Source organism: uncultured Gilvimarinus sp. (genome assembly GCF_963975215.1).
Taxonomy (GTDB): domain Bacteria; phylum Pseudomonadota; class Gammaproteobacteria; order Pseudomonadales; family Cellvibrionaceae; genus Gilvimarinus.
Genome location: NZ_CAXBFW010000002.1, coordinates 13,420 through 27,305, shown reverse-complemented (window position 1 = coordinate 27,305; position 13,886 = coordinate 13,420). Strand labels below are relative to the sequence as shown.

Annotated in this window: 12 protein-coding genes; 9 read left to right on the top strand and 3 right to left on the bottom strand. The window is 54.1% G+C overall.

What is annotated here, in order from left to right; translation table 11 throughout:
* Positions 1-636 carry a peptide-methionine (S)-S-oxide reductase MsrA gene (msrA, locus tag AAC019_RS02000; RefSeq protein ID WP_339896887.1) on the top strand — a complete coding sequence of 212 codons (636 nt, stop codon included), beginning with the start codon at positions 1-3 and terminating at the stop codon, positions 634-636.
* Positions 637-639: 3 nt separating this feature from the next.
* On the opposite strand, the gene AAC019_RS01995 is transcribed toward msrA, so the two are convergent.
* Together AAC019_RS01995 and AAC019_RS01990 are read right to left on the bottom strand one after the other, a co-directional pair.
* On the bottom strand, positions 640-912 hold the full coding sequence (locus tag AAC019_RS01995) for a hypothetical protein (protein ID WP_339896886.1): 273 nt from the start codon (positions 910-912) through the stop codon (positions 640-642).
* Positions 909-1,679, bottom strand: coding sequence for a phosphoadenylyl-sulfate reductase (locus tag AAC019_RS01990; RefSeq protein ID WP_339896885.1), 771 nt, complete (start codon positions 1,677-1,679; stop codon positions 909-911). The genes AAC019_RS01995 and AAC019_RS01990 overlap by 4 nt, the downstream gene beginning before the upstream one ends.
* Before the next feature lie 430 nt (positions 1,680-2,109).
* On the opposite strand from AAC019_RS01990, the gene thrH reads away from it, so the two are divergent.
* The 6 genes from thrH to dbpA all read left to right on the top strand — a co-directional run bounded on the left by thrH (position 2,110) and on the right by dbpA (position 11,549).
* Positions 2,110-2,727 (top strand): bifunctional phosphoserine phosphatase/homoserine phosphotransferase ThrH, encoded by a 618-nt coding sequence (gene thrH, locus AAC019_RS01985; RefSeq protein ID WP_339896884.1) that lies wholly within the window; start codon positions 2,110-2,112, stop codon positions 2,725-2,727.
* 282 nt (positions 2,728-3,009) lie between these two features.
* Complete coding sequence (locus AAC019_RS01980; RefSeq protein ID WP_339896883.1) at positions 3,010-5,253, top strand: TonB-dependent receptor; 2,244 nt, start codon at positions 3,010-3,012, stop codon at positions 5,251-5,253.
* 194 nt (positions 5,254-5,447) lie between these two features.
* Positions 5,448-8,603 carry an HD domain-containing phosphohydrolase gene (locus AAC019_RS01975; RefSeq protein WP_339896882.1) on the top strand — a complete coding sequence of 1,052 codons (3,156 nt, stop codon included), beginning with the start codon at positions 5,448-5,450 and terminating at the stop codon, positions 8,601-8,603.
* 87 nt (positions 8,604-8,690) lie between these two features.
* Positions 8,691-9,560 carry a DMT family transporter gene (locus tag AAC019_RS01970; protein ID WP_339896881.1) on the top strand — a complete coding sequence of 290 codons (870 nt, stop codon included), beginning with the start codon at positions 8,691-8,693 and terminating at the stop codon, positions 9,558-9,560.
* 258 nt (positions 9,561-9,818) lie between these two features.
* Positions 9,819-10,025 carry a cold-shock protein gene (locus tag AAC019_RS01965; RefSeq protein ID WP_041523209.1) on the top strand — a complete coding sequence of 69 codons (207 nt, stop codon included), beginning with the start codon at positions 9,819-9,821 and terminating at the stop codon, positions 10,023-10,025.
* Positions 10,026-10,166: 141 nt separating this feature from the next.
* Positions 10,167-11,549 carry an ATP-dependent RNA helicase DbpA gene (gene dbpA / locus AAC019_RS01960; protein WP_339896880.1) on the top strand — a complete coding sequence of 461 codons (1,383 nt, stop codon included), beginning with the start codon at positions 10,167-10,169 and terminating at the stop codon, positions 11,547-11,549.
* A 38-nt stretch (positions 11,550-11,587) separates the two neighbouring features.
* On the opposite strand, the gene AAC019_RS01955 is transcribed toward dbpA, so the two are convergent.
* Positions 11,588-12,934: a DEAD/DEAH box helicase gene (locus AAC019_RS01955; RefSeq protein WP_339896879.1), complete on the bottom strand. Its 1,347-nt coding sequence runs from the start codon at positions 12,932-12,934 to the stop codon at positions 11,588-11,590.
* Between the two features lie 194 nt (positions 12,935-13,128).
* Here AAC019_RS01955 and AAC019_RS01950 point away from each other — a divergent pair, with 194 nt between their 5' ends.
* On the top strand, positions 13,129-13,665 hold the full coding sequence (locus tag AAC019_RS01950) for an adenine phosphoribosyltransferase (protein ID WP_339896878.1): 537 nt from the start codon (positions 13,129-13,131) through the stop codon (positions 13,663-13,665).
* A gap of 2 nt (positions 13,666-13,667) precedes the next feature.
* Entirely contained in the window at positions 13,668-13,886 is a 219-nt protein-coding gene (locus tag AAC019_RS01945) for a hypothetical protein (RefSeq protein WP_339896877.1), read from the top strand.

Sequence of the window (13,886 nt, the reverse complement as noted above, 5' to 3'; positions counted from 1 at the left end):
ATGCTTTTTAGTCAAAGAAAATCCCTAATGCCTTCGCCGGAACAGGCACTGCCGGGGCGGGATACGCCTATGCAAGTTGCCACTAATCACGCCGTCAGTGGGCGGCCAATCGTGCCGCCATTTCCGCAGGGGTATGAGTCATTTTTGGCCGGGCTCGGTTGTTTTTGGGGCGCCGAGCGGTTGTTTTGGCAAACCACGGGCGTTTACACCACCGCGGTAGGGTATGCCGGTGGTTATACTCCTAATCCAACTTACGATGAAGTTTGTAGCGGGCTTACCGGCCACAATGAGGTGGTGTTGGTGGTGTTTGACCCGGCGCAGGTGAAGTTTGATGAATTGCTTAAGGTGTTTTGGGAGGCGCACGACCCCACTCAGGGGATGCGTCAGGGCAATGATGTCGGCACGCAGTACCGCTCGGGGCTTTATCTTAATAACGCGTCGCAGCTTGCTGTAGCCGAGGCAAGCAGGCTGCGTTATCAGGCAGCCATGAGCGCTGCCGGGCGAGGCGAGATAACCACCGAGATACGTCAGGGGGTCGATTTTTATTACGCCGAAACCTACCACCAGCAGTATTTGGCAAAAAATCCCGGCGGCTATTGTGGCTTGGCGGGCACCGGGGTTGTGTGCCCGGGCTAACGCCTAAGGTTCCAGCTCCTCACGGACAAACTGGTAGTAAACGGTATAAACCCGGGCTGGCATTCCGGCCTCTTGCACCACAAAAAAAGGCGCGCGATCCACATTGTGCTCGCGTGCTAATTTCATCCCCGGGCTCTCAAGGTCTGTCTCGTCTGCCGCCACAATCTCATCAATACGCTCAATGTAGCCACTTTGCTCAAGCTTGGCCATTACATCGACGCATTTCCGGCACGGCGAGCCGTCGGCTAAGATTTTTTTGACCAGCGTGATCTTCACGGTGAATTGCCTTGGGGAAGAGCGCTGACGTTTTCGTCGTCCGCCCCGGAGAGATTACTGGCGTGCAAGCCGCACTCTTTTTTGGTGGCCTCTTCCCACCACCAGCGGCCTTCGCGTTCGTGCTGACCCGGGCCGACAGGGCGGGTACAGGGCTCGCACCCAATTGAGATAAACCCCCGGTCGTGCAGCGGGTTATAGGGCGCCTCATACATGCGAATGTAATTCCAGACCTCTTCCGAGCTCCAGTTGGCCAGCGGGTTAAACTTGGTGAGTTTATCGCCTGGGAGCGCGAATGCCAGATCGTCCTGTATAACCGGAATGTCGGCACGTGTGCCGGGGCTTTGGTCTTTACGCTGGCCGGTAATCCAGGCGTCAACCTCCAGCAGCTTTTTGCGCAGCGGGGCAATTTTGCGAATGCCGCAACACTCTTTGTGGGTATCCTGATAAAAGCTAAACAGGCCTTTTTCTTTAACCAGAGCGCGTACCGCGTCGCCATCGGGTGAGATGACATCGATATCAATACCGTAATGCTCTCGCACGGTTTCAATAAACTGGTAGGTTTCGGCGTGCAGGCGCCCGGTGTCGAGGCAAAAAACCTGTACATCGGGGCGAATGCGACTTGCCATATCGATGAGGGCGACGTCTTCGGCGCCGCTAAAAGAAATGGCGATATTATCAAACTGCTCTAATGCGTAACGCATGATTCGATAGGGGCTTTGTCCCTGCAGTTCGTTTTCGATATCGACGATATTAATGTTCTCGCTCATGGTCGTGCCTTTAGTCCGATCTCGGTTGCCACTGCCCGTAAAGGCGTGTTGCTGGTTGCAATTTTTTAATTTGCGCGAAGCATACCAGAGCCGCCATCGGCTGCCCAATAGCACGCTGGCATTTGCTTATAACACACAGATATTTATCCGTGAAACACTGGCTGTAGGTTAGCCTGTTAGGGCGTTAAACAACCACATCTGCGGTGTGTTTATTGGATGCAATACAAGATGTAGGGGTAGTTTCGGCCTGAGGCCTTTATTTTGTTGGGGTGGTTATGATTTTTCCGTTTTTTCCTGTGGTTATATTAGTTTGTGCTTGATCATTGTTTTTAATATATGTTCCACGTGAAAACCCCTGATGCTAATTGCTTTTGTTGGCCCTTCGGGTTAGATTCGCGTTTTTTCTTTGACTGTATGCTGGAGGCGGCTAGTGGAAATCGCGTGCTTGGATCTAGAGGGTGTGTTGGTCCCTGAGATTTGGATTAAATTTGCAGAGAAGACCGGTATCGAGGAGCTTAAGGCGACTACCCGGGATATTCCCGATTACGACGTGTTGATGCGTCAGCGTCTACGCATTCTCGAAGAGAACAACCTTGGCCTTAACGAGATCCAGGAAGTAATTGCGACACTCGAGCCTTTAGAAGGCGCTGTGGAATTTGTCGACTGGTTGCGTGAGCGCTTTCAGGTGATTATTTTGTCGGATACCTTCTACGAGTTTTCACAACCCTTGATGCGTCAGTTAGGGTTTCCAACGCTGCTGTGTCACCGCTTAGAGACCGACGAAAATGGGCGTGTAATTAATTATCATTTGCGTCAAAAAGACCCTAAGCGCCAGTCGGTGCTAGCGTTAAAAACACTGTATTATCGCATTATTGCGGCCGGTGATTCTTACAACGATACCACCATGTTGGGTGAGGCGGACGCCGGCATTCTTTTTCACGCACCGCAAAATGTTATCGACGAGTTTCCGCAGTTTCCTGCCGCCCATACCTACGAGGCCTTGAAGCAGGAGTTTCTTAAGGCAAGCAATCGCGATTTAACATTGTAAGCGATCACTGCATCACCCCCGTCAAAAGCCGGCTCTTACGCCGGTTTTTTTGTGTCCGTTTACTCTTATAGGGTATGGCTTTGCTTAGCTAAAAAGCCCCCGGCGCTGTCCGCCGTGGGGTTTTACTGCTATGGTAAAAAAGCAAAAGTGAGAGATCGCTTCAACGAATTGCCCGCTTTATGGGCTTTTTAATGACGTACTTCTTAAGCTATCTTGCTAACAAAAATAAAAAGAGGGATTCAGGGAGGAGACGTTGCCACGCAGAAAACAGGGAGTAATTTTATGGTAACTGCTAAGCCACAGGTCAGACACAATCACAGCCGACGTCACTGTTTACCAAAACATCTTGTATTAAGTACGCTGCTTATCGGCAGTGGTGTTGCAGCGCTGCCGTCAATGGCCGCGCAGTCGGTTATTGAAGAGGTGTTGGTAACGGCGCAAAAACGCGAGCAAGACTTACAGGATGTGTCCGTCGCCGTCAGTGCGTTCTCGGGCGACGCTATCGAGAAAATGGGCTTTGAAGAGGGGTTGGATATTACCCAGCAAGTGCCCAATATGAACTTTTTTGCCATTTTTGGTGAAGCTTCCAGTCCCTCCGTTAGTCTTCGCGGTATCAGTTTGGTTAATTTTTCCGACTCTTGGGAGTCTCCCGTTTCAATTTATGTCGACGATGTCTACCGCGGCAACCCCGCCGGGTCGGCCATTCAGTTGTTTGATTTGCAGCGTGTAGAAGTGTTGCGCGGCCCTCAGGGCACCTTGTACGGCCGTAACACCACGGGCGGTTTGGTTCACTATGTTTCGCGCAAACCCACTGAAGATCTCGATGCAGCCGCCAGCATTAGCTATGGCAGTTACGATGAAACCGTGGTTGAGGGCATGCTTAGTGGCCCCATAACCGAGGGTATTCGTGGGCGTGTTGCCTTAAAAAAGACCGATAACGAGGGCTGGCAAACCAATACCGTAACCGGCGAAAAACTGAACGACACCGATAGTCTTGGCTATCGGGCGCAACTGGATTTTGACCTCACTGACGATGCCGGTTTATTGCTTAACGTGCACGGCAGCGAGGCCGATCAGCAGTCCGTCGGGTTCGCCCATATGGGATACCTCGAAACCGTGGGGGAGAATGCGGCGACTTGCCCGGTGAGCCGGATACAAGACGGTTTGTGTACCAGCAATGCGTTTCAGATGACCGGTGCCGAGGCCGTTAACGGACAGTTTGACCCGGAGCATGTGGCCACGGGCGCGACCGATGGACTGCAAACCACAATTGATACCTTTGGAGTGTCAGCCACCCTCGACTGGATCCTGGAGCCCTTTACCATTACCTCTATAACGGCCTATGAAGAGCTGGATAAGTTTCTGCAAGATGATGGCGATGGCACCGAGGTGGTGTTTTTTGACGAGCAATACAGTGTCGATGCCGAGCAGTACACGCAAGAGTTGCGTTTAAACGGCAGCACTAACGCCAGCAAGTGGGTAGGGGGAGTTTACTATTACAAAGACGACCGGGGCCTGATTACCCAGGCACCAACAACCGCCGACGGTTTATGGCACCAGGAGGTTGTCTCGCTGGACTCTGAATCCTGGGCGTTATTCGGCCAGTATGAGTACGATATTTTCGATGAGTGGACCGTAATTCTTGGAGCCCGTTACACCGAAGAAGATCGCGATTTTGTACAAGACGCCGGGCCTTCATTTTACCCCGAAATCGATGCCACCCGAGACTTTAGCGATGATGCCTTAACCGGGCGTATTGGGCTGGACTGGCGCCCCACCGATTACGCTCTGGCGTATGTGAGTTTGTCTACCGGGTTTAAAAGTGGTGGGTTTTCGGGTAGCTACAATGCGTCGGAGGAGGCGACGTTGCCCGTTAACTCTGAAGATGTTACCAACCTGGAGCTAGGCTACAAAACCAGTTTTGCCGATGGCCGTATTAAATTAAACACAGCGGCGTTTACCTATGAGGTGGAAGGCTATCAAGCGCAGGTGTTTTTGACCGTCGCGGACGGCAGCGTGATTACCAACGCGGGGGATGTTACAGGTACCGGTGCCGAGGTGGAGTTAACCGCGCAGGTAAGCGATAACTTTGAGTTGATCGGCGGTCTGGGGCTGTTAAAAACAGAGTTTGATTCGGAGCAGGTATTTTTGGTGGCGGGTGATGAGTACACCTTAGACGGCAATGAGCTGCCCTCGGCCCCGGCGCTGACCTATAATCTGGTGGGGCGTTACTACATTCCGCTGGGCAGTGCCGGAGAGCTTGCCTTGCAGGCCGATTACGCCTGGCAAGATGACCACTACCTGCAGATCGAGAACGACCCTTACTCAAAGCACGATGCCTATGGTATTGCGAACGCTAAGGTAAGCTGGTTGTCGGCCTCAGAGCGGTTAACCGTTGAGGCTTTTGTGAAAAACGCAACGGATGAGGAGTATTTTACGTACCAAAATACGTTGGGTGCTGACTGGGGTTACGGTGTGTGGGGCTTGCCGCGCACCGCCGGTGTTAAGGTCAGTTGGAGAATGTAAAGACTAAAACGCGCAGGGTGCTTTGCACAAAGTGCCTTGTTGCCGTTTTATTGCTGCGAAAGCCGGGCACATTAAAGTCTCTAAAGCTTTAATGTGCCGATACGCTTAGTGGTGTTATTTTTAATGCACATGTGACGCTAAAAGCCGCTATTATAAGACAAAACATTGCACGGCCAAAAAGGAACGCTGCCGTCATGAAGGTTAAAACCCCACTTCGTTTTACCGTATCTATACGAGTGATTGTGGTGGCGCTGGTCGCATTCGCGATTTTCGTCACCGCAGCCGCGGCTATCTCATTACAGTATTATTTCAGCCGGCAAATGGCAATCGAGCACGGATTAGAGCGCTATCGACAAACCGCCGTTACTACCGGCACCTTCATTGAAACCATCGAGCGGCGCGCCGAGCAGGTAAGCAGGCTGCTCGCACGCTACCCGGCGCTACAAGCTGTCGAGACCGCCCAGCAGGCCGAGCAGGTGCGGGACTTATTTGCCGAAGTGCTGGGCAATCACGAGCTGTTTTACAGTATCTATCTCGGGTTCCCCGATGGCGACATCTTTGAGGTGGTTAATCTACACGCTAACGAGTCAATGCTTGGCGCCGTTAAAGCCGTAGAGGGGGACCGCTGGGTTATTAACTGGGTGCGTGAAAGCGACCACGGGCGTATTCGCGAGCTTTACTACTACGACAGCGAGTTTAATTTGCGCGAGCGCCGCGAAGAGCCAAGTCATTACGACGTGAGGCAACGGCGCTGGTATAACGAGTCTGGTCCGGCCCGGGTAAGAAAGTCAGCCCCCTATATGTTTCAATATATTCAAGCGCCGGGGCAAACCTATTCTGTGCAGCTGCCAGACAGCGAAGTCGTGCTTGGAATCGACATAACATTAAACTCGTTTTCGCAGTATTTAAATGAAAAAAGCCCCGGCGGTAGTGCCCAGCTATTTGTTTATGATGGCAGTGGCGCAATGCTGGGTTCTAACTTACTACGCAATAATGACGCGGTATCCTCAAGCGTAAAGCCGTTGGCTCTGAGTAAGCGCGAGCGCGAATACCTTGATTCTCTGGGCCCTGTTCGCGTTGCCAACGAACTGGATTGGGCGCCTATTGATTTTGCCGAAGCGGGCCGGCCCAAAGGTTATACGGTAGATTTGATGCGCCTGCTGGGAGAAAAACTGCAGCTAAAGATGCAGTTTATCAACGGCTACCGCTGGACTGAGCTGATAGAAAAGTTTTCGGCCGGCGAGCTGGATGTATTGCAGCCGATCACCTCGTCGGGCACGCCCCGGCGTTTTGATTGGGTCGGCGAGCCGTTGGCTCAGTTGCCGTTTGCCATCGCTACCCGTAAAAATTCCGCGCCGGTTGTCAGTATCGCGGGGCTGGCAGGGCAGAGAGTTGCGGCTCCGGCGGGGTGGAATATCACTAATATCCTTCGTGACACAATCGGCGCGCAGGATATTCTCGAGGTTGAGAATACCCAGCAGGCGTTGCGCGCGGTGCAGGCCGGACGGGCGGATGCCGTGGTCGATAATGCAGTCGTGCTGAGGCATATGACCAATGAGCTGTTTCTGGACAATATAACGATCGGCCCGGCTTTGCTCGAGGAGGGCCTGCCTGAGACGATCTATTTTGCGGTGCACCCCGACAAGCAAAAGCTGTTGGGGTTGCTCAATCTGGCGCTTCTATCCGTGACCGACGAAGAGTGGCAGCAGCTTGAGCAAAAATGGCTCAGCCCGGATGCTCAGGCCGCCCCCGATCTGGCGCGAGTGCCGTATCCGTTTTTGTTAACTCTGGGGCGTGATGCAAGTTCGGTCGATAAAATTTTGACGCAACAGATTGACGGCGTCGAGCACTTTGTATTGGTGAGCCAGATAGCACCGGACGAGGGAGCCCCAAGCTATTTTGCCGCTGTGGTGCCAGCGGCACAGGTGCTTGCTAAACCACTGGATCGAGTGCGAAACGCGATCTGGGTTAGTGCACTGTGCTTATTGTTGGTACTGCCGTTAGTCTGGTTGTTATCAAGGCCTATCGTTCGGCCGATTTTGGCGTTATCAAGAAAAAGCGAGCTGGTTAAAGAGCGCCGCTTTAATGAGGTGGCGTACACGCCAACACGCGTTACCGAGTTAAACGAGTTGGCGGTATCGATGACCGAGATGGCCGGTTCGATCTGCTCCCATGAGGAAAGCCAGCGCCTGCTTATGGATTCGTTTATCCAGCTTATTGCCGAGGCAATTGACGAAAAGTCGCCCTATACGGGCGGGCATTGTGCACGGGTTCCTGAGCTCGGGCTGATGCTGACCAGGGCGGCCCATGAGTCATCGGAGTCGGACTTCGAAACTTTTGAGTTTGCGAGTGACGAGCAGTGGCGAGAGTTTAAAATTGCGGCTTGGTTGCACGATTGCGGGAAAATTACGGTGCCCGAATATGTGGTTGATAAGTCCGTAAAGCTGGAGACGATTTACAACCGTATTCACGAAGTAAGAACCCGCTTTGAGGTGTTGCTGCGCGATGCCGAGATACACTATTGGCAGGCATTGGCTCGCGGCGGTAAAGACGCGACCGAACTCGCCGCGCAGCGCGATGCGCGTATTGCCCGGTTGCATGCCGACTTCGCATTTGTGGCTAACGCTAATATTGGCGGCGAATATATGAGCGATGACGATATTGCCCGCTTGCAAAGCATCGCGGCGCAAACCTGGCAGCGTCACTTTGATCGCCGCCTTGGGCTAAGTGCGGCCGAGTTGGCGCGCAAAAGCAAAATGTCTGAGCCATTACCAGCGACGGAGCGTCTGCTCGAGGATCGCCCAGAGCATGTGGTGGAGCGAACCCGCGATGTGAGTTTTGCGCCGCACTTAGGGATTAACATGAACGTGCCCGAGCACATGTTTAATCATGGCGAGCTGTATAATTTGTCGATCTCCCGCGGCACCTTGACCCCCGAGGAGCGCTATAAAATCAATGAGCATATGGTTAGCACCATTAAAATGCTCGACCGCTTACCGTTCCCTCCCGAGCTTGCACGAGTACCGCGCTATGCATCGACCCACCACGAGGCGGTCGACGGCACGGGCTACCCGAGAAAACTTACCGGCGATCAGTTGTCGATACCCGAAAAAGTGCTGGTGGTAGCGGATATCTTTGAGGCCTTAACGGCGGCAGACCGGCCCTATAAAGAGGCAAAGTCTATTGCTACCGCTATCGACATAATGGCCAATATGGTTGCCAGTGGGCATATTGATAAATCTGTGTTCGAGTTGTTTTTAACCAGCGGTGTTTATTTGCAGTATGCTCACGAGTACTTGTCTGCCGAGCAAATAGTCGAGGTCGATATCCAGCGGTACCTATCGAGCTAGCGGATTTTTTGCGCTGCGATACCTTTTGCTGCAGGGATTTTTATATTCATTGCTGTACGCTTGCCCGTTTGGATCTGCGGTACCTATATGCCCCTGTCTACCCTAAATGCCACGTTGTTGGCACTGCTGGCGTTTGCCGGCAACTCAGTGCTTTGCCGCCTGGCCCTGTCACCAAATGGTATATCGGTGATTGACCCGGCCAGTTTTAGCGCTATTCGTTTGATCAGTGGTGCACTCACGTTGTGTTTGATTGTGCTGTGGCGCGAACGTCGTTTATCACTGGCTGCCGGCTCTTGGGCGGAGGCTGTCGCACTTTTCATTTACCTGGTGGGCTTTTCTTACGCTTATATGCGCTTAGACACTGGTGTGGGAGCGCTTATTTTGTTTGGCGTGGTACAGCTGGTTATGTTGCTGGCCGCGCTGCGCTCGCGGCAGGGATTAAGTCTCGGCGAAGTGCTCGGTGTGCTGTTGGCATTATTGGGGTTGCTGGTACTACTGCTGCCCGGCGCGGCCAGCCCGCCTGCCGCCGGTGTGTTGCTGATGGCATTAGCGGGTGCCGGGTGGGCGTTATATACCCTGGCGGGCCGCCGCGCTGCTACACCGCTTCTGGCAACCTGCGGAAATTTTCTGCGCGCACTGGGCTTGTTGCCGCTGTTGTTGCTTATGCCGTGGCTTGCGCCGGGGCAAACATTTGCTGTCGATGGGTGGGGCGCGTTGTTGGCAGTGGCCTCGGGCAGTGTTGCCTCGGCCCTGGGCTATGCGGCGTGGTACCGGGCGCTGACTGGGCTGGGCGTTACTCAGGCGGGTGTGGTACAGCTGTCGGTGCCAGTTCTGGCGGCGTTGGGCGGTGTTTGGCTTGTTGCTGAGCCACTTACGCTGCGTTTGGTTGTTTGCAGTGTTTTGGTGTTGGGCGGTATTTACCTTTCATTAAAAGCGCGTCGGCGTATTCGGGCTTAAGGAATTGCGTTTTAATGCCGCTGTTTTTAATAGCCAATTGGTTTGTGCCTGTGACCAGATCAGGTGGGTATTTATAGTTGACAAGGCTATGCAGGGGTATATACTCGATATTGCTTGAAAGTAAGTCCTATATTTATGCCACACCAAAGTATCGGTACGCCTTTAGTTTCGGTCCGTTTAGTCATAAGTAATAGCAACACTTTTAGCGCACAACCGCCTCGTAAGAGGCTTACTCTTTGATTGAACAGGATTGACACTATGTCTACTACAACAGGTACCGTTAAGTGGTTTAACGAAGCAAAAGGTTTTGGCTTTATCGAGCAAGAATCTGGTCCAGACGTTTTTGCCCACTTTAGCGCTATTGTTGGTTCAGGCTTCAAAACCCTGACCGAAGGCCAAAAAGTTGAGTTCACCGTAACTCAAGGCCAAAAAGGTCCACAGGCCGAGAACATCGTAGGTCTGTAATCTATAGTCTGTAACAAGACTAGCTGCTGCGGCAGCGGCTTCCCTACGGGGCAAGCTAAAAAAAGGGTAGGGCATTTGTCCTGCCCTTTTTTATTGGCGGTCGGTTTTGCCGGCCGTGTTCGACTTAGCGGGTAATAGGCATTGCAAGATTTGAAATTCTCCACCTTAGCGCTCCGTCCGGAGCTTTTACAGACGGTAGCGTCACTTGGTTATACCGGCATGACGGCCATTCAGGCCGAGAGTTTGCCGGCCGTATTGGCGGGTAAAGACGTGATTGCTCAGGGTAAAACTGGCTCGGGCAAAACCGTGGCGTTTGCTCTGGGGCTGCTTGCGCGGCTCGATGTAAAGCAATTTGCGGTGCAATCACTGGTGTTGTGCCCCACCCGTGAGCTGGCCGATCAGGTGGCCAAAGAGGTTCGCAAGCTGGCCCGTGGTATTCACAACATCAAGGTGCTGACGCTGTGCGGCGGCATGCCCTTTGGTCCGCAGGTTGGCTCACTGGCCCATGGCGCCCATATCGTTGTTGGTACGCCCGGGCGGGTTTCGGATCATCTGCGCAAGGGCAACCTGGTGTTGTCCAGCGTCCACTCGCTGGTGCTGGATGAAGCCGATCGAATGCTGGATATGGGCTTTGCTGAAACGCTGGATGAGATTGTGGCTGAAATTCCGGCTAAGCGCCAAACGCTGCTGTTTAGCGCTACTTTCCCCGACGGCATAGCCAAGATTGCCTCGCGGGTGTTGCGCGACCCGGTGAGCGTTAAGGTCGAAAGCACCCATGATACACAGAGTATCGAGCAGCACTTTTATGCAGTGGCCGATAGTGACCGCGACCGCGCGGTGACCCAACTATTGCGGGACTACCGGCCTGATTCGGCGGTGGTGTTTTGCAACACCAAACGCGAAACCGCTGCCTTGGCCGAGTACCTGCGCCATGAGGGATTTAGCGCGGCGGCGCTGCACGGCGACCTCGAGCAGCGTGATCGTGACCGCACCTTGGTGATGTTTGCCAATAAAAGTCTAACCGTGTTGGTCGCAACGGATGTGGCCGCTCGCGGGTTAGATATCGAGGCTCTGGATGCGGTGATTAATTATCAGCCGGCTCGCGACAGCGAGGTGCATGTGCATCGTATTGGCCGCACCGGCCGCGCCGGTAATAGCGGCCTGGCGGTGACTCTGGTGGGCGATAAAGAAAGCTTTAAGGTAGAGCGGATCGCTCAGTATGCCGGGCAAGAGTACCGCTGCGAGGCGCTGCCGGCTCCGGGGCGGGACAGCTCCAGCTACCTGCCACCCATGATCACTCTGCAAATTGACGGCGGCAAGAAGCAGAAAGTGCGCCCAGGCGATATTTTGGGGGCTTTGACCGGCGATGATGGCATTGCCGGTACCGAGGTGGGCAAAATTCAGATCTTTGATCAGAGTGCGTTTGTTGCGGTAAAGCGCAAGGCGAGTGACCAAGCGCTGCGCAAGCTAAGTAGTGGCAAGCTAAAGGGGCGCAGCTTCCGGGCGCGGCGAGTGACTAAGTAAGTCTCGCGCTGCGCCTACTGATTATCGGTGCCTGCCGATTATCGGTTATTGTTGCCGGGGCGACGTGGGCGATTGGCGGCGGGCTTGTTTTTGGCAAATGGTCCGCTTTTAGCTTCTGCGCCTTTATTGGCACCTTGTTTGCCGCCGCCTGGCTTGCGCTGGCGTCCGCCACCGGGGCGCTTAGGGGCTGCACCGGCGGGCTTGTTTTTAGGCTTCGGGGCGCGGCGCGTTAAGCTCGACTCGGGTACATCGTGGATTGGCTCAAAGCCGTCGATGATTTCACGGGTTAGCAATGTCTTAATCAAGTGCTCGATATCACTAAGCTGCTTAAACTCATCGGCACTGACCAGCGATACCGCTTGACCGGTGGCGCCGGCGCGGCCGGTGCGGCCGATACGGTGCACGTAGTCTTCCGGTACATTGGGCAAATCGAAGTTCACCACCTGAGGCAGTTGATCGATGTCCAGCCCGCGAGCGGCAATGTCGGTGGCAACCAGCACCCGCACCGAGCCGCTTTTGAAATCGGCCAGCGCTTTGGTGCGCGCGCCCTGGCTCTTGTTGCCATGGATGGCTGCCGCACGGATATGCGCCGCCTCTAATTGCTTGGTAAGCTTATTGGCGCCGTGTTTGGTACGGCTAAATACCAGTACCTGCTCCCACTGATTATCCATAATTAAGCGGATCAGCAGCTCCGGCTTTTGCTTTTTGTCCACCGGGCAAATCCACTGCTTTACCGTGGTGGCCGTGCTGTTGCGGGGGGTGACGGAAATCTCTACCGGTTCGTGCACCAGCCCTTTTGCCAGCGCCCGGATGTCCTCAGAAAAAGTCGCTGAGAACAGTAAGTTTTGACGCTTTTTAGGCAGTACCGCAAGAATTTTCTTAATGTCGTGGATAAAGCCCATGTCGAGCATACGGTCAGCTTCGTCCAGCACCAGTACTTCCAGGTGGTCAAATTTAACCGCGCGCTGGTTGTACAAATCGAGTAAGCGCCCCGGCGTTGCCACCAGTACATCTACGCCGCCGCGCAATTTCATCATTTGCGGGTTGATTTTAACGCCGCCAAACACCACGGCGGAGCGCAGCGGTAAATGTTTGCCGTAGGTGGCGACGCTCTCGCCCACTTGCGCGGCTAGTTCGCGGGTAGGGGTTAGTACCAGTACCCGGGCCTGGTTAGCTCCGGCGCGCGCACCTTTGCTGAGTTGCTCGAGAATCGGCAGGGTAAAGCCCGCGGTTTTACCGGTACCTGTCTGCGCGGCGGCCATGACGTCGCGGCCCGACAATACGGCGGGAATCGCTTGCGCCTGAATTGGTGAGGGCTCGGTGTAGCCTTTTTCGTCAATAGCTTTAAGAATCGGGGCAGACAAGCCCAGCTGGGTAAAACTCATAGGGGTAAATCCTGTGGTGTGACCGGTACGCCGGCGCAAAAAAGGTAGCGCCAATTGTTTCGCGCGTACTCGCGCATACAATAAAATAGAAGCGTTATGGAGTGGCCGCGCATATTACAGTATCTGCGGGCGCTGCGCTATGATTAACGCGCAACCTGTAGCAGTCCGCAGGCCCTAATTGAACGAGGATCGTTATGGATATAGAGCGTCTCAAGGCAAGCGTGACGACCGTGTCCGGGTATCCCAGGCCCGGCATTGAGTTTCGCGACATTACCAGCTTGCTGCTCCACCCAGAGGCGCTGCGTGAGTGTGTGCTGCGCATGGCGGCACCATACCGAGAACAAGCTATCGATAAAATTGTCGCCATTGAGGCCCGGGGCTTTATCTTTGGCGCCGCGCTAGCGATGGAGCTGGGTTGCGGTTTGGTGTTGGCGCGCAAGCCCGGCAAATTGCCTCGACCCACCTACAAGGCCAGTTACGCGCTTGAGTACGGCGAGGATAGTCTGCATATTCATACCGATGCAATCGCTCCGGATGAGCGGCTGCTGGTGGTGGATGATTTGATCGCCACCGGCGGCACCGTGGCCGCTGTGGCGTCGCTGATAGACAAATTTGGTGCCACGCTGTGCGGTGCGGCTTTTGCGATTGCGCTGCAAGACTTACCGGGGTTGGCTATGCTGCGCGAGCGCGGGATAGCCACTCATTATGTCTTAAGTTTTAACGGAGAGTAGCAATGAGGAATATGTGGGTAGTAGGGCTAATGGTATTGGCCGGCTGCAGCCAGCAGGCGGTTTACGACAATATGCGCAATGATGCCCGCTGGGATTGCGACACGGTACCGTTAAGCCAGCAAAAGGAGTGTCGGCAGCAAAGTTCGGTTTCCTATGACGATTACGAGCGAGAGCGACAGGAGTTGCTTAAAAGCGATTCGCCGGCCGCTGGCGAGGATTAG

Bases quoted from the DNA above. Each gene is read 5' to 3' on its own strand.
- msrA (WP_339896887.1), top strand. From the start codon at position 1: ATGCTTTTTAGTCAAAGAAAATCCCTAATGCCTTCGCCGGAACAGGCA.
- AAC019_RS01990 (WP_339896885.1), bottom strand. From the start codon at position 1,679: ATGAGCGAGAACATTAATATCGTCGATATCGAAAACGAACTGCAGGGA.
- AAC019_RS01980 (WP_339896883.1), top strand. From the start codon at position 3,010: ATGGTAACTGCTAAGCCACAGGTCAGACACAATCACAGCCGACGTCAC.
- AAC019_RS01975 (WP_339896882.1), top strand. From the start codon at position 5,448: ATGAAGGTTAAAACCCCACTTCGTTTTACCGTATCTATACGAGTGATT.
- AAC019_RS01970 (WP_339896881.1), top strand. From the start codon at position 8,691: ATGCCCCTGTCTACCCTAAATGCCACGTTGTTGGCACTGCTGGCGTTT.
- AAC019_RS01965 (WP_041523209.1), top strand. From the start codon at position 9,819: ATGTCTACTACAACAGGTACCGTTAAGTGGTTTAACGAAGCAAAAGGT.
- AAC019_RS01955 (WP_339896879.1), bottom strand. From the start codon at position 12,934: ATGAGTTTTACCCAGCTGGGCTTGTCTGCCCCGATTCTTAAAGCTATT.
- AAC019_RS01950 (WP_339896878.1), top strand. From the start codon at position 13,129: ATGGATATAGAGCGTCTCAAGGCAAGCGTGACGACCGTGTCCGGGTAT.
- AAC019_RS01945 (WP_339896877.1), top strand. From the start codon at position 13,668: ATGAGGAATATGTGGGTAGTAGGGCTAATGGTATTGGCCGGCTGCAGC.